We start from the raw sequence: 15854 nt of genomic DNA, 5'->3' as shown, positions 1-15854 counted from the left end.
TTTATTCACCCAGTATATGTATTATTGATGATGTCCCGGTTCCAGCCATATTATGCAGAAGTGCATATTTTGCATCCTTAATCTGGTTATCGCCTGCCTTGCCCTTTAACTGCCTGTATGCATCTACAGCCTGGCCAACACCAACGGCACCATATGGGTCACCCTTTGCTTTCAATCCGCCTGAGGGATTTACAGGAATGCTGCCATTAAGCTTTATTTCATCGTATACAAGATCTTTTGCTTTGCCCTTTTCTGCGAATCCAAGGTCCTCGAGTTCCAGCAAACCAAATATTGAAAATGAATCATGAACCTCCATAAATGATATATCATTCCTTTTTATCCCTGATTTCCGCAATGCCTTTTCAACTGCAAGCTTTGTGGAGTTCAATGTGTATATAGATTTTCTAGAGCCAACAGAAAGATAGTCTTCTGCCACAGCTGAACTCAATATGCGTACTCCCTCGCGTTTGTTCTTTTTAATGAAGCTCTCGGAAGCCAGAACCACTGCAGCTGCACCATCGCTCATTGGAGAGCAATCCATCATATTCAGTGGGTCAGCAACTGCAGTTGAATTCATAGCCTGCTGTATGGTTAATTTATTCCTGAACTGTGCGTCCGGGTTTTTTGAACCATTAAGATGGTCGTTTACGGAAAACATTGATAGTGCTTCTTTCTCAACTCCAAAATCGTGCATATATTTCCTGGCTATAAGCGCTGCCATTGCTGCAGGCGTAGCACCAAAAAAGGCTTCCCATTCCCGATCCAGAATGGATGACGATTTTTCAAGTATGTCACTTCCGTGTATATCTGTCATTTTTTCTACACCACCAACTACAACTACGTCATATTCTCCAGATTTTATGGAGAGGTATGCGTCCCTCAACGCTGCGCCTCCGGAAGCTGTAGATGACTCTACCCTTAAGGAAGGTATTCCTTCAGCGGATAAACCTGAAAAGTCAGCGATCAGAGCGCCTATATTTTCCTGCATGTTTATGATTCCAGCAAGTGAATTCGCACCATAAATTGCATCGATATCTTTTGAATATATCCCTGCATCCTCAACTGCCTTCAATCCAGCTTCAACTGCCAGATTTCTCAATGATTTGTCCCATAATTCACCGAACTTTGTTTCGCCTGCGCCGATAATATAAACTTCATTACTCAAGGCTATCACCCATAACCAGTATTTTCCTAAACTTTGTATATATAGCATAATCTATGAATTTCACATTTTCAATCATTTTTCTTACACCTGGAGCGTTTTCACGATGGTAATTTTTCATATTTTCTGTTATTGTTATATCAAAGGCATCGGAGCCTGCACCGGAACCAAATGATACTGCAAGAATCCTGTCACCCGGTTTTGCTTCATCCAGTATGGCTGATAGGCCGGTCATTGTAGAACCTGAATATGTATTCCCTATATAGGGTGTCAAAAGGCCAGTTTTATACTGTTCTTCTGTAAAATTAAGCATCTTTGCCGCCCTTGTTGGGAATTTCCCATTTGGCTGGTGAAATACAACATAATCATAATCGCTGCTTTTTGTTCCCATTCTTTCCATCATTGCCTTTGAGGCAGCTAAAACGTGCTTGAAGTATCCGGGATCGCCTGTAAACCTTTCTCCATGCCGGGGATATGGTTCTCCTTCCCTCCTCCAGAAATCAGGGGTATCTGTTGATACTGACAATGTATCATTTATTTCTGCTATTACATTGTCCTTTCCGATAATCATTGCTGTTCCGCCCGCAGATGCACTGTATTCCAGAGCATCCCCTGGAGCACCCTGCGATGTATCTGATCCAATAGCAATGCCATATTTGATATAACCGGAATCAACCATTGCCTTAACATTCTGCATTCCGGCAGTACCTGCTTTGCATGCAAATTCATAATCTGCGGCAAAGTATTCAAGCGGCATCCCTATTGCAGCTGCCACTATGGTGGCTGTCGGTTTAACGGCATATGGATGTGACTCTGAACCAACATAAATAGCGCCAATATCTCCCGGATTTATATTTATTCTTTTAAGGGCATTTCTTGCCGCTTCCACAGAAATAGAAGCAACATCTTCATCCGGTGAAGGTACCGATTTGCTTAATATAAATAGATTATTCTTCATTTTTTCCGGATCGTCGCCCCATATCCTGGCAATTTCCTCTGGTTTTATCCTGTATATTGGAACATATGACCCGTAACTTACAATTCCAGACATAGTTGTATAGTATTATACTATATATAAAAATTCACGTTTAATATTTCGGCAATCGGTGTAATACCACATAAATTATTACCTGTGTAATTCTTCATATTTTAAAAGTTCTGTTGGTTTGCTGATTTCTCTCTACTGGAAAAGGTAAATTTAACGGCAAAAATTTGAAGTTTGCTAATTTTATATAAAATCATTTAAACCGAATTTCTGTAATATCCCAATATATTTAAGGGAAATTGGCGATCATGACATTTAAAAATGTTTATATATAATATATCATTGTTATATCATGGTAGCTATTGATGTTGGAGAAGTTATTTTAATTCTTGTACTGATTATAATTGTAGCAATTATACTATCGGGAATTCATATATTGAAAGAATGGCAGAGGGCCCCGGTTTTAACACTGGGAAGATATACAGGATTGAAAGGGCCGGGGCTTGTTTATGTGACGCCTATTATAAGTAAAATTACTGTAGTGCTTTCCACGAGGATACAGGCCGTGGCTTTTAAAACAGAATCTACATTTACACAGGATAATGTTCCAGTAAATGTCGATGCAGTTATGTATTTTCAGATCATTGACCCGGACAAAGCAGTGTTAAATGTTGAAAATTATGCGGCTGCAACACAGCTCGCAGCACAGACAACCTTAAGGGAAGTTCTTGGAAAATCATCATTTGATGAAATACTGTCAGAAAGGGAAAAGATAGGTGAATCAGCAAGGCAGATAATTGATGAGAAAACAGAACACTGGGGAGTAAAGGTATCATCCGTTGAAATCAGGGATGTGCTTGTTCCACAAACATTGCAGGATGCAATGTCAAGGCAGGCAGCTGCAGAGAGGGAGAGGAGATCCAGGGTTACACTTGCCCTTGCAGAAGTTGAAGCAGCAGGAAAGATGGTGGATGCTGCAAAACAGTATGCAAACAACCCTACAGCTTTCCAGTTAAGATGGATGGATATAGTTTACCAGATAGGCCTGGAAGGAAAAGGTTCACTAATAATGATACCCCAGAATGTACCAACAGTAGGCGATACTTCCCAGTTCTTCACAGCAACTGCGTTAAACAATATACTGAGCAAGAGTACCGGAAATGTTGGTAACAGCACTAATTCCGGGAGTAAAGAGTGATCAACTGGCTTAAGTCCAGTTCTTCCGGCCTTTTTTCGCTAAACGGCCCATTATAATTTAATATTGTTGATAATTTTTTTCTTCTCATGGAAAATATTTTTGCTATGAATTTATCAAAATTTGCCAGATCTATGTCAACATCTTTTTTCATGATAGAAATAACTGCAGAATCTACATCTGGAACTGGAGAAAACACCTTCCTTGTAACATTAAAAAGAATTTTAATTGTTGACCTCACAGATGTATTGATGGTTATTCTGGAATATTCCTTTGTACCAGGCCTTGCTACCAGCCTCCGGGCGAATTCCTTCTGGACCATGAGTATGGAAGATTTAAAGTTAAAATCCAGAATTTTAAACAGGACGGGTGAAGAAATATTATACGGGATATTGCCTATAATATGGTCAAAATAGGATGGTTCCGTATCAAGAAAACTTTCTTTAATAATATTAAATTTGCCTGATACTATATGATCGTGATAACTTATTTTCAAACTCTCATAAAATCTATGGTCTGGTTCTATGGCAGTTAGCTTTACCGGTTCAGATAGTAGAATTCCGGTAAGGATTCCATGGCCCGGGCCTATTTCAAGAACATGGTCTCCGGGTTCAATTCCCAGGAGCCGGACCTCTTTTGCAGCAATATTTTTATCGTTTAAAAATACCTGTCCGTATTTTTTTGCAAAGTTAACAGTCATTTTGCAACAAACAGCTTATATTTCTCATATCTGTTCTGCAGTTCATCCATTATTCTGTTCACAACCATTTTCTTTGGATTATGTACGCTTTTTACCCTTTCACTTATATCTTCAAATGATTTGAAAGGCCCCTTTTTTCTTTCGTCAAGAACAGACCACATACTCTTATTTCCAAGTCCTGGCAAAAGTTCAAGTGTATGCATCCTGGTGTTAATTGCTTCTGCGTTATTGAAAAAATCAACGAATCTCTGTGGATTGTCGTCTATTATATTCTCTATTGTGTATGGAAGCTCACTTATAGCTGCACTGGTTAGATCTTTATAGGTTATCCGCCTCTTGATTGAAATTATTTTATCTCTCTTTTCAGGTGATTTCCCAATATAAATCTTATCGCCTACAGTAACTACGGCGTCCACCTTCGGAATAATCTCAAGTAATTTGAATTCACTTTCACCTATTGCAAGTATAAGGGGCGATTTGCGGAAATTCTTATCGTCTGCCCTGCCCTGGGGTAGAAAATCTATGATATAAGCGTACTCTTCCATTTATAAAACCCGAAGTATATCCAATATACTATCTAAAACTTTGTTATCGGCAGCAACATTATATGAGTTTAATATTGCCATTAGCTCTTCAGTGGAAGACGGTTTAATGTCTATAATTTTCACTATTGCTTCCCGTGGAAGCTTGTGTACCTTGCTTATATCATTATAAATCTGCTTTAAATCAGCATCTTTGTCGTATTTTAAAAATTTTTCAACGTATGCCAGTGTATCGTTTTCGCTCGGAGTTCGCTCTTCAACGTTACTGAGCATATTAAAAACTTCGTTATTTGTTTTATAGGTTATTTTCATTGGGGCAACCTCTTGAGATGAACAGGTGCTGATATTATTTTTCTTTCTGTGTTTCCAATTTTTATTTTCAGGATATAGCAACTACCCTGCATCCCTGTTATTTTTCCTGTTCTTCCCTGAAAGTTGTGAAATGGCATCCCTTTCTGTATAGCCGGTTCTATTACAACAGCAACCGTCTCGCCTATTTCAAATTTCTTTAAAAGGCTATTAACCTTTGGCATTCCTCTTTGCTTTATCTTCTTCGTTAACTTACTTCTTGAACCTGATCTGGTTCCATTAGACATTCGTGTCATGTTTATTCACCTCTCTATTTTCAATACATCCAGGCATTTTACCTTTAATTCATATCCATAGACAGAAGAGAGACTGGGTGTGGTTCTTCCTCCGTCCCCATTTATCAGCTCCTTTATATATGTGCCTGATTGAGACCTGATTTTAACTACTGCTTCCTTATCATGTATATCTTCTATATTTATATATTTTATTTCTTTTTTTCTAATAAGGTCAGATCTATTTCCGATAACCCTCGTAGGTGTCCTCTGGGATATTGTAAAATTCCTGAACGTATTAACAGCCATAAGCAATGTATTTTCGTTTATGGGCGTATTGCATTCAACCACTGCCCGGTATATTTTATCGTATGTGGCTTCCTTTATCTCCTTTACCCTTTTCTTGCCCGTAAATTCGAGATTTGAAATTGATATGCCGTTTCCTGAGTTATTGACTTCTTCCATGAATTCTTTTATGGAAAAGTTTCTGATTTCAGGTTCATCTACTTCCATGATAAACTCCCTCCCATTGCCAAGCATCATCACATCAACATCTTCCCTTCCGGAGCCGTGCAATTTGTAATTTTTTCCACCGGTGAATTTCAATAGCTTTTCACCTATAAGCGATTCAATGGAATCCCCGCTGCCATTAATCCATCTTGTCTGCGGTATATCCCTGCGTTCCTTTTTATATGTACCGTAAATATAAAGTGGCCTTATGATTAAATTTACATTATCATAAATTGTATTTATCTCAATAACTATATCAGCATCCTTTGAGAATTCTTTTCCAGAAATGCTGGAAAAATATTTTCCAAATTCCCTGTTAAATTCTTTTTTAATGCTTTCTCCATTATTGCCGTATTTATTCTGTATTTTTGCCTCTTCCAGCAACGTTTCTGGATCAAATTTTGATCCTATCAGGATAGTTGTGTATTCCTTTGTTCCTATAGCATCTTTTACCATGTTAAAGTATTTATCGAATTCATTAAAAATTCCATTGCAGAGCCAACAGGTATCCGGGGCATTGTATGTTCCATAAAATGATTTATAGGCAAATGCAAGCATAGTGCCTCTCTGATAATCTGTCATTCCAGTATCAATATTTGCAAAAATACGCCCGGTACATCTGATGCACAGGTTATGTGAAAATAAATTTATAAAATCGTCCATAAAAAAATTATCTTGCTTTCACTATTTTTTCGACGCTAGGCCTTTCTTTTATAAATACCCTTGAACCACATTCACATTCTATATCTGTGGTTCCGAAGGTTTTTTCAAGCTGCCTTCCACATCTGATACATTTATACATGGTTGTTTATCTCCTTAACGATTTCACTGCTGTATTCAGGAGTGTATGAACCACCTGCGAACTTATAGCTGCAGTGCCTGCACTCCCATATTCCATTCGCTACTCTCTTTACCTTTTTCTGTTTGCAGGAAGGGCATGTGTAGAAACTGATTTTCTGTTTATATATTTTATTCCATGCTTTCCTTACGGTAACACCATACCTTGGCCCAAAACGTCCTGAAGCCCCTACTTTTACTGTGTGTTTTGTCATATAATTACCTCAAATATGATTCTCTTAATCTATTACCTATATCACTTGATGTTTTTATAGCTTTTCTTATTTCATCAAGCGAAAATTCTCCTATATCACCTTTCTGCATGGCATGGATATTATGGTCTTCAGCTATAGTTACCGTTATCCTTCCATTGGAAACCTGTTCCTCCTCGAGGTCGGGGTCACATACTATTTCATCTCCTATTTTAACCATTGTAATTGATACAGGAGTTGCGTTAATAGGAAGGCTATAATCTTTCTGCCCGATTTTCGATGCAGGGACAACAGTGTTTTTCAAAGCTGTCACAGCAGCGAGGGTTGCGGCATCTATTATATTCCCGTCATAGTTCAGGACATCGATATCCACAAATATCATCCAGACTCTTTTTCCTGATTCTATTACAAGCTTTGATGTATCAACCATTTTGCTTTCCCTTATTCCACGGTCAACCACACGGGAGTACTCTATAGCCTGCTCACTGGGTGGCCCTGATTCAAAGGTTGGGAATGCCATTGGCAGCAATTCTATGTTCAGTGCCATTACACCGCTATCAGGAGAATCCTCGAACGGGTCTCCTTCTTCTACTTTTATGCCGGCTACAACCTTTGTTTTACCGATTTCAACCATGGCAGAACCTGCTGCCTTGGGGACAAAATTTTCTGTTATCTTGATTTCACGGTAATCCTGAAGCCCCCTTCCATCCAGGCGTTTCCCTGTTTTTATGCTTTCCAGGATAAATCCTTTTCTAATTTCAGATAATACTGCACTTGAATCCATAGGCATTTTTATTCACCATCCTCTATACTGTATTTGCTCATCAAAGCGTTTCTCTGCAATTCCGAAATTCTTGGCATTGCATCCATCATCATCGATGTGGCTTCATTAAACTCTTCTTCTGTAACGTCCCCGTCAAGCTGTAATAATACTACTTTTCCAGTTCTGGGCAAAATAGCCATCGGTATATCTGCCTGGCCGAAATTGTCCTCATCCTTTGAAAGGTCAAGTACAATCTTTCCATCTGCCTTTCCTGCAGTACATCCTACTACAAGATCCCTCATGGGAACACCGGCATCTGCAACAGCCACTGATGAAGCTGTAAGGCTCGCTATTCTTGTGCCTGCATCAGCTTCCAGAACCTGGATAAACACATCAATTTCAGCCCTCGGGAGCTTTTCAAGGACAATTGCAGAAGATAATGCTTCCGAAACAACCTTCGATATTTCCATGGTCCTTCTGTCCGGACCCGGGCGTTTTCTCTCCTCTACTGAATATCCTGACATATTATACCTTGCCTTTACTATAGCCCTGTCAATATTCTGGGCATGTTTTGGATAGGCTTCCCTTACGTATACTGCAACAATGATTTTATTAGCACCCCATTCTATAAATGCTGAACCATCTGCGCGTTCCACAACTCCTGTCTGGATCTTTATGGGGCGCATTTCATTCAATGACCTCCCATCAAGCCTGAGCCCATCTTCTCTCATCAATTTTATATTTCCTTCCATTCAATTTTCACCTTTCATATTCTTGAGGTATTCTTCCATCCGGTCTGTTAATCCTATTGTATGTGCTTCTTTTTCCACAAGCCTTATTGCATCTATGGCTTTTTTAACATTATCTACATTGCCATCGAGCCATATAAATCCATTCTGGCCTACAATTATTTTTGTATCGGTATAGTTTTTAATGATATTTATCATATTTCCTCCTCTCCCGATAACACGTGGAACCTTCGGAGGCTTTACCGATATTATCCTGCCTGACTCAAGCTTTCTCATTCCATTATCCCTTAACGAAATCCAGCTTTCCTTAATTTCGTTGGATACCGATATTCTGGCGTATATATAATCGCCCACGTTCAGATAACGCTCGAGGTCCCCGGATGAAACATGCCAGGGAGTATCGTTCATATGCAATAGGGAATAATATGGAGAGTTAATATCAACTGTCCACATAGTGGGACCTATATCCATTATTTTCCCTATTATCTTGTCGTTTGCCCTTGGCAAATATGGACTATTAAATGGAGCAACGTCAATAAATTTCTCGCTTTCCTGAATTACTCCAAAGTATTCAGAGAAGAATTCCGAATTATATTCATACATGCCATTTCGGGGTTTCAATTCAGCTATTTCTATTTTGTCCCCCGGATAAACTATTTTTTTTGTTTCCAATTGAATACACCTTTTACTTTATGAAATATACCTTCGTAATATATTTATCTTTGTGATTAATTTTAAAATATTATATAAATAATTTTAATAATGCCAACTTTTAAAAATCATTTCAATAATTTAACATCTGCATCCCCGCTGGTTTTTCTATTGACAAGGTCAATGAGGTCTCCCTGCATGCCGGCTGGAATTTCTATGACACATATATAATCGCCGGCATTGGACCATTCTTCCTTAAGTATTGTTCCCATTCTTGAAATGTCACCATAAAGGCGCCCGTAGGCATCTCCGGTTAGCCTGATAGCCATCCTTGCCTTTTCCATCCTTATGGGTATCAATGGCCTTATTGCCTTTAGCACTGCCTGTACCTGTTCGTCCACGCTTTTAAAAGGGTCGATCCGTACCTTTGCTTCCTCCATAGCCGCCTCTATCCTGGTTACAGGAATAGGTGTATTTGTCTGGGGATTTATAGCTTCCCTTACAATTTCGTTAATAACCTGTTTCCTTTTGAGTTCCAGCATTTCCTTCCTCTGTTCTGTGGTAAGCTGTATCTGCCCCCTTTTTACTATCTCTATAGCTATCTGCCCTATATCCGTAGTCTTAAAAACCCGTTTAAGTATTTCCTCGTTTGTCCTTTCCCCTTTTCTGGCATCCTTAAATATTTCAGGCAGTGCCAGATCGTTTTCAATATCTATTTTTCCCGCCCGTATACGGGAAGCTGCATCAGGGTCAACAAGGATTTCAAATTTATAACTGTCATATTCGAATCTTGCTATAACCGCCTCGTCTGTATTTACCATTGTTGATAATCATTTATTTAAATAAAAAATTATACATTTGGCTTTTTCTTCGGTACCGATGCAAGAAGGAACATTATTGCAGCTATGCTGGATATAAGGACAAATATGAAGGATATTTCATGGTCAAATAGAAATAGTGCCGCAAAAATTGTACTTCCCATGAACCCGGATATTGCTTTTCCCGTATAGAATATACCGTTGTTTGCAGTTGAAAACCTGGTGCCAAAAATATCACCAACAAGTGAAAAGTACATTGAAATCATGGCACCTCCAAAGAACCCGATAAAGATTATAGCGAAAACATATAACCTTAAGATCAGGAATATTGAACCCAGTATCAGGAATGAATCTATCAGCATTACAACCTTTACCCGCCCTATTAGATCTGATACATACCCCAGTATGGGCCTGCTTACACCACTGAGCAGAGGGAACAGGGATACAAGAATGGTAAATTCTACGAGCGGCAATGTTTCGCCCAGATATCCAAATGAAGCTGAAATTACTATTAATGGAACAGCACCCAGGATAAATGAGATATAAAGTATCCAGAATCTTGTGTTTTTAAGGTTTTTTGATGTCTTTTCGCCTGTCAGCTTGGCGGTTTCCGGGTATCTGGCTTTCATAAGCAGGGCTGGCAGGATGATTATTTCAGCAATCCCTATTATCAGCATTGGTGTCCTGAATGAAACGGCCTTTGCTATGAATATATTTGCAACTGCTGCACCAAGGCCAAAACCCAGGGAGACAAGCCCTACTGCAAAACCTCTCCTGCCTTTGAACCATTTAACCGCTAAATTGGTGGATATGCCATAGAGTATGCCTTCCCCTATGCTTCCGAGGGACCACAGTACATAGAATAAATACAGGTTATGGATAAATGATGTCCCTAAAAAACCGATGGATGACAGAATGGCAGATAATATGCCAATATTTCTAGGCCCATTCTTATCGGCAAAATAGCCGCCAATGCCCTGAAAACCGGTTGAGAATATGGCAAAGAGCGTAAAGGCAACTTCAACCTGGACTAGAGTAACGTTCAGGCCGGTTTTAAGCAATGGTTCGAAAACATCCCATGAATATTGATAAAGGGAATTAAAGGACATTATCACAATGCCTATTATAATGTAGCCCTTTTTCATTTTTTAAAATTTATCAGGATAATATAAATATTATTGTTTTTCACTTTTTTTAGCTTTGCCTATTCTTTTGACATACCTGTTAATGGAAAATATCCCCCAGACCGATTCTATAGCACCAAATGGATACACACCTGCTAGAATTCCATAAATTGCTGAGCCAAAACAGGTAATGCCGAAGAAAAGCGAATACACAGGAGAACGTGATTCCAGCAGATAAAAAATCATCATCATGGTCAGTACTACTGAACCATAAATTGTCAAAAGGCTTAACAACATAATACCTGATATTATAATAGTAAATGTTATTTATGAATTAAAATAATACAAATAGAGTTGTTAATAACAGTATAATTGCAACAAGATAATCTATTTTCTGTGGTGTGAAGGTAGCAAGTTTTTTCATCAGTATTTTGCTCAGAAGCAATGTCACCAGAAGAAGTGCCAGGGCAGAAGCCAGAACAAATATTATCAGCGTTATATATACAAAGTGGATGCCATAAACTACAGCAATCAATATGATCGGGACTATAGCAGGGTCAGGTATTATGCTTACCAGCAATATGGATTTCTCTATTTCACCGCCCCTGGAATCCTCTGACTTCTTCTCATGCATTGCGTTCAGGATTATATACAGAGCAACAAAGACAAGCAGCGCCACAGCAAATATTTTTAAGTAGAACTCTGGCAAAAAGTACATCCCAAGTATGGCTATTCCAAATGATAAAATAGATGAAAAGATTCCATGAATAAGGCCTAAGCTGAATGACATTGTGCCAATCTTTCCTGTTCTGAATTTCTTCTGGAGGGAATATGATAGTATGGATGTCCAGTGGTCTGGTGCTACCATGTGTAGCCCGGCAATAAGGATAGTTAGGCCAACAATAGCCACTGGAAGCAAAATATAAATCATGAGCATGAAATGTGATAATTCCATAATATAATAATTTATAGCCATGATCAGATTGGATAATACAATATATTTTAAAAATAGCTTAAAAAATTGTTAAATAGTAAATAAATATGATTGACCAATGGAAAAAATTGAGATTAAAAACCCCGGCCAGTATTATGTTAACAGCTGGATTATATATGATGCACTGGGAGGTCCTGCAATAGATGAAAATAAATGGTCTTTAAAGGTTACCGGGCTTGTAAAAAAACCTGCAGAATATACATATCAGGAATTAAATAAAATGGATGGAATTGAATATATTTCAGACTTCAACTGTGTCACAAAATGGTCAATTAAAGATGCAAAATTTAGCGGGCCGTCATTGAAGGATCTTATAATGAAATCTGAACCTTTACCTGAGGCCGAATGGGTAATGTTTGTCTGTGCAGATGGTTATGATACACCTATTCCATTTGATGATGCAGTGGATGAAAAGAGCATACTGGCACTTAGAATAGATGACAAGCCCCTTGGAGTTAAGCATGGATTTCCTGCAAGGCCATTTATGCCATCCCTTTATGGGTGGAAAAGTGCAAAATGGGTCACCGAAATTAAATTAATGGAGAAATATGAGGATGGGTACTGGGAAGCATATGGATACCACGAAAGAGGCAAAGTGGAAGATGAGGAACGGTTCAAAGGTTTCGGATGGAAGAAAATAAAAAGGCATTCTGAAATAGATAAATAGAAAGATTTAGTAAAAACCAGGCCACTTCCAAAAATTTTCAAAATAATACTTTAATATATAATGGAAAAAGAGAATTGTCCAATCACTGTTTTAATATAAGTTCAAGTGGTGCGTGGTCTGAACCTGTAACATTCTCCAGAATCAATGAATCCTCAACTTTCCCAATAAAATTATCACTTACAAGAAAATAATCTATGCGCCAGCCAATATTCTTTTCACGGGCATTGAACCTGTATGACCACCATGAATAGTGCCCGGGTTCCTTGTGGAAATAACGGTATGTGTCTACATAGCCGTGTGATAAAATTTCAGTCATAGAATCCCGTTCCTCAATAGTAAATCCAGCATTTTTTTCGTTCCCCTTTGGCCTTGCTATATCTATTTCTTCATGTGCAACGTTGAAATCGCCTGTAATGATTACAGGTTTTTTAGCTTTCAGCTTATCCATATATTCCAGTATCTCCCTGTTAAACTGAATTTTGTAGTCAAGCCTGGTGAGCCCGTGCTGTGAGTTCGGGAAATATGAATTGATTAAATAAAAATTATCGTATTCCAGTGTTTGTATTCTTCCTTCCACATCTTTATTATTTTCACCTGTTCCTGTGGTGTAACTTAATGGTTCCTGTTTTGCCATGGCCATTGTGCCACTGTATCCTTTTTTATCTGCCGGATTTACATATATTTTATATCCAGTATGGTGCAATTCTTCAGGTATGTCCATTTTATCGGCTTTCGCTTCCTGCAGAAGTATTATATCAGGATTTTCATTTTCAAGAGTTTTTATTATTCCATTCTTAACCGCAGCCCTGATTCCGTTTACATTCCACGACAGTATTTTCATATTATTGTAATAATTATGTTATATATAAAGCAGGGTGTGGAATTTATCAAAATTACAAAACTTTCCTATCCGGATAAATTGCAAGATCTGTAATATGCTATGGAAATATGGATAAATAAAGCTACTGGTTACACAGTAAGTTCGAGAAATAAATGAAACATAAATGTTATTCATAAAATGTAGTGTGTTGCATAATTAATAGGCATGTGTCATCCCCCTCATAATATTGTAATTGACTACCTTAAGAGCTAATTCCTGTATAATATACTCTATTTTCTTAGCTTTAATTATCTCTGTCATTACTCTTTTTAATCCTGAAAAATATATTTCCACGAGCCACCTTTTGCCATAGCTATTGTTCTCTTTCAACTGTTCCATAGAATTCTTTTTAATATATCTTACAATCCTGGCCCTTGTGGATGAACCTCTGGATTTGGTAGAAGCATTTTTCCTGGGAGGTATTATTGCATTATATCCGAACATATTGTAAATATACTTTGAATCATATCCCCTATCTCCAAATATTCTTAGAATATTATTTTTCATTTTACTCAATAGTTTTCTAGCAGCTTTAGAATCATGTGTATGCTCATCTGTAATTGTGAATGATAATACAGTAACATCTTTTAATGATATTATTACATGTAATTTGAGCCATCCATTCCTTTTCCTATGCCATTTATGCCTTAAATAGTCTCCCCTTATTGTTATCTTAGAGCCAGTAGAATCTATAATGCAATCCAGCTTACTGTTAATATTGCTATTCAGATCTGGCTTAATTCTCCTTATCCTCCTGAATATTTCACTATATGATATTGATTTTATATTAGCTATAATTGCTAAGGACCTTAACATGCCTTCAAGTGACCTGAATGGAACATTGAATATAGATCTTAATCTAGCTAAATACATTATCAATGCATCGGGTACTTTGTATGGATGTCCTATTTTACCATTATTATTTTCCTCCAATAGAGAATCATAATCCCTTATGAATGATAGATCTGCAAGGTATTCTATTCTATCTGCAAGTGATTCATTATACTTTTCCCATCTCCTGTTTGATCCAATCCAGTACCTTTTTATACTTCTATTTATTTTATTATTGATTTGTGGAGTCAAAGCAAATCACCCCTATATTTCACTATATAGGGGGTTTTCCTTTTAAGTTTTAAATTTATTATGGAATAATTATTAAATTGAAATGAATTATGCAACACACTAACACTGGGAGATATTTTTATAAATAACAATAGTGGGAATTTCATTTTTACGCTGGAGAAGATTTCAGAGGGTATGTCTGTATTTGTATTTGATGGAGATATAAAATTGGTCCTGATTAATCTATCAGGCAACACAAATAATAAACTGAAAATTTTATCGGAAGTGAATAATTTTTATAAAAATAATACTGTTAAGAAAATAGCACTTTATTCTGGAATTATTGATCAAAAGATAAAATATTATTGCAACACATATTCTATTAGCCTCATGAAAACTATTAAACTCTTAAACGGAGATTTAGAAATAAGCATTAAGGTCCATAAGAATTGGCTGATGGAGAACAGTGTAGACAAAAATAGGAGAAGGAATAAAGATGAAATTATATTAAACATACTTGAAACAATTAGGGAGACAGACCTAAATATTACAAATATTGTATACAGATGTAATTTGAACTACAAATATTGCATTGATTTGATAGACTCAATGATTGAGAAAAAAATTATTGAGGCGACTGAACAGGACAAAACAATTAGGTATAAAATAACCAGTTATGGCATAGAATATATGCACAAACTGGAGAGCATAAGAAACATGTAATTAAAAATATCAGTGGTACATATTAATTTTACATAGTGCATAAGTAATCGGCATATCTAATTTATTGTGTATGTATTAGATATTACATTGATCCTGGTTTTTGGAGTTTCGTATATTTTACTAACCATGTACATAAAGCATCTATTAAATGCCATGGATAACAGAATTAAGAATGTTGAAAATATTTTAGATATGGAATTTATAAAGTCATTTATAGTTTTCATTTACAATGATAAATTACTCAATAACATGGACTTGATAATAGAAAATCTTAATGATGGAAAATTGGACTCGGTGGATTCTTTATTTGAAAATATTATTCCGGACGCCGAAAATGCAATAACAAGCATCTACAAATTCCTTGGCAAAAAGGATGATCTAACAAAAAAATTTGTTGCTGTCATAGAAAATTTCCAGTGGGTCAAATATTTTTTTGTCTGGTATGGTATTGTAATAATCAGTTTATACCAGATATACTATTTTTACAGATTTAGCAGATATATGGAAATACATGGCCAGTTTATTTTTGGCATGCTATATTCCTTCCTGGCTGTTTTTATTTTATCAGTAATAGTATTCACCACCATTTCGTCCATCAGGGTTCATAATATAAATACCATAATAAAAAATATAAATATGAATTTTAAATAGATATACTGATTTGTTTTGCCTATCATCAGGTGTATCTACAACAGATAT

22 protein-coding genes are annotated in these 15854 nt (G+C 36.9%); 4 read left to right on the top strand and 18 right to left on the bottom strand.

All coding sequences use genetic code 11. The annotated features are described in order from the left end of the window. Position 1: 1 nt before the first annotated feature. Positions 2-1174 (bottom strand): thiolase domain-containing protein, encoded by a 1173-nt coding sequence (locus FACI_RS05095; RefSeq protein ID WP_238553345.1) that lies wholly within the window; start codon positions 1172-1174, stop codon positions 2-4. After that, positions 1158-2213 carry a hydroxymethylglutaryl-CoA synthase gene (locus FACI_RS05090; RefSeq protein WP_009887061.1) on the bottom strand — a complete coding sequence of 352 codons (1056 nt, stop codon included), beginning with the start codon at positions 2211-2213 and terminating at the stop codon, positions 1158-1160. Before FACI_RS05090 ends, FACI_RS05095 begins: the two co-directional genes overlap by 17 nt. 286 nt (positions 2214-2499) lie before the next feature. Here FACI_RS05090 and FACI_RS05085 point away from each other — a divergent pair, with 286 nt between their 5' ends. Next, positions 2500-3345 carry an SPFH domain-containing protein gene (locus FACI_RS05085; RefSeq protein ID WP_009887060.1) on the top strand — a complete coding sequence of 282 codons (846 nt, stop codon included), beginning with the start codon at positions 2500-2502 and terminating at the stop codon, positions 3343-3345. On the opposite strand, the gene rsmA is transcribed toward FACI_RS05085, so the two are convergent. From rsmA to FACI_RS05015, 14 genes are all read right to left on the bottom strand, one after another. Further along, the gene (gene rsmA / locus FACI_RS05080; protein ID WP_009887059.1) at positions 3323-4042 is read right to left on the bottom strand and encodes a 16S rRNA (adenine(1518)-N(6)/adenine(1519)-N(6))-dimethyltransferase RsmA; all 720 of its coding nucleotides are present in this window, start codon (positions 4040-4042) and stop codon (positions 3323-3325) included. The two genes, FACI_RS05085 and rsmA, sit on opposite strands and share 23 nt — an antisense overlap. Next, positions 4039-4587, bottom strand: coding sequence for a DUF655 domain-containing protein (locus FACI_RS05075; protein ID WP_009887058.1), 549 nt, complete (start codon positions 4585-4587; stop codon positions 4039-4041). The genes rsmA and FACI_RS05075 overlap by 4 nt, the downstream gene beginning before the upstream one ends. Beyond that, positions 4588-4857: an Rpb4 family DNA-directed RNA polymerase subunit gene (locus FACI_RS05070; protein WP_369678025.1), complete on the bottom strand. Its 270-nt coding sequence runs from the start codon at positions 4855-4857 to the stop codon at positions 4588-4590. 35 nt (positions 4858-4892) lie between these two features. Then, on the bottom strand, positions 4893-5189 hold the full coding sequence (locus FACI_RS05065; protein ID WP_019841567.1) for a 50S ribosomal protein L21e: 297 nt from the start codon (positions 5187-5189) through the stop codon (positions 4893-4895). Positions 5190-5195: 6 nt separating this feature from the next. After that, positions 5196-6338, bottom strand: a complete 1143-nt coding sequence (locus FACI_RS05060) for a tRNA pseudouridine(54/55) synthase Pus10 (protein WP_009887055.1) — start codon at positions 6336-6338, stop codon at positions 5196-5198. A 7-nt stretch (positions 6339-6345) separates the two neighbouring features. Further along, entirely contained in the window at positions 6346-6477 is a 132-nt protein-coding gene (locus tag FACI_RS05055) for a DNA-directed RNA polymerase subunit P (RefSeq protein ID WP_009887054.1), read from the bottom strand. Further along, positions 6470-6727 (bottom strand): 50S ribosomal protein L37ae, encoded by a 258-nt coding sequence (locus FACI_RS05050; protein WP_009887053.1) that lies wholly within the window; start codon positions 6725-6727, stop codon positions 6470-6472. Before FACI_RS05050 ends, FACI_RS05055 begins: the two co-directional genes overlap by 8 nt. Positions 6728-6731: 4 nt before the next feature. Then, positions 6732-7514: an exosome complex protein Rrp42 gene (gene rrp42, locus FACI_RS05045; RefSeq protein WP_009887052.1), complete on the bottom strand. Its 783-nt coding sequence runs from the start codon at positions 7512-7514 to the stop codon at positions 6732-6734. A 2-nt stretch (positions 7515-7516) separates the two neighbouring features. Continuing rightward, positions 7517-8239: an exosome complex exonuclease Rrp41 gene (gene rrp41, locus FACI_RS05040; RefSeq protein WP_009887051.1), complete on the bottom strand. Its 723-nt coding sequence runs from the start codon at positions 8237-8239 to the stop codon at positions 7517-7519. Further along, positions 8240-8908, bottom strand: a complete 669-nt coding sequence (rrp4, locus tag FACI_RS05035; protein WP_009887050.1) for an exosome complex RNA-binding protein Rrp4 — start codon at positions 8906-8908, stop codon at positions 8240-8242. Positions 8909-9015: 107 nt separating this feature from the next. After that, positions 9016-9708: a ribosome assembly factor SBDS gene (locus FACI_RS05030; protein WP_009887049.1), complete on the bottom strand. Its 693-nt coding sequence runs from the start codon at positions 9706-9708 to the stop codon at positions 9016-9018. A gap of 29 nt (positions 9709-9737) precedes the next feature. After that, complete coding sequence (locus FACI_RS05025; RefSeq protein WP_009887048.1) at positions 9738-10850, bottom strand: OFA family MFS transporter; 1113 nt, start codon at positions 10848-10850, stop codon at positions 9738-9740. A gap of 30 nt (positions 10851-10880) precedes the next feature. After that, positions 10881-11126 (bottom strand): hypothetical protein, encoded by a 246-nt coding sequence (locus FACI_RS05020; protein ID WP_019841564.1) that lies wholly within the window; start codon positions 11124-11126, stop codon positions 10881-10883. Between the two features lie 37 nt (positions 11127-11163). Beyond that, complete coding sequence (locus tag FACI_RS05015) at positions 11164-11766, bottom strand: hypothetical protein (RefSeq protein WP_148285730.1); 603 nt, start codon at positions 11764-11766, stop codon at positions 11164-11166. 115 nt (positions 11767-11881) lie between these two features. On the opposite strand from FACI_RS05015, the gene FACI_RS05010 reads away from it, so the two are divergent. Beyond that, positions 11882-12490, top strand: a complete 609-nt coding sequence (locus tag FACI_RS05010) for a sulfite oxidase-like oxidoreductase (protein WP_009887045.1) — start codon at positions 11882-11884, stop codon at positions 12488-12490. An 82-nt stretch (positions 12491-12572) separates the two neighbouring features. Here the strand turns inward: FACI_RS05010 and FACI_RS05005 are convergent, their stop codons facing one another. Then, on the bottom strand, positions 12573-13331 hold the full coding sequence (locus FACI_RS05005) for an exodeoxyribonuclease III (protein ID WP_009887044.1): 759 nt from the start codon (positions 13329-13331) through the stop codon (positions 12573-12575). Between the two features lie 195 nt (positions 13332-13526). Further along, a complete protein-coding gene (locus FACI_RS05000) occupies positions 13527-14453 on the bottom strand; it encodes an IS5 family transposase (protein ID WP_009887043.1) in 927 nt (308 codons plus the stop codon). Between the two features lie 174 nt (positions 14454-14627). Between FACI_RS05000 and FACI_RS04995 the strand changes: the two genes are divergently transcribed. Continuing rightward, entirely contained in the window at positions 14628-15155 is a 528-nt protein-coding gene (locus FACI_RS04995; protein ID WP_009887042.1) for a winged helix-turn-helix domain-containing protein, read from the top strand. Positions 15156-15221: 66 nt separating this feature from the next. Then, complete coding sequence (locus tag FACI_RS04990; protein ID WP_148285729.1) at positions 15222-15806, top strand: hypothetical protein; 585 nt, start codon at positions 15222-15224, stop codon at positions 15804-15806. Positions 15807-15854: the final 48 nt, after the last annotated feature.

The sequence above is a fragment of the Ferroplasma acidarmanus Fer1 genome, assembly GCF_000152265.2.
GTDB classification, from domain to species: domain Archaea; phylum Thermoplasmatota; class Thermoplasmata; order Thermoplasmatales; family Thermoplasmataceae; genus Ferroplasma; species Ferroplasma acidiphilum.
The sequence above is the reverse complement of the archived record's forward strand: the minus strand, read 5'-3'. Positions and strand labels throughout refer to the sequence as shown.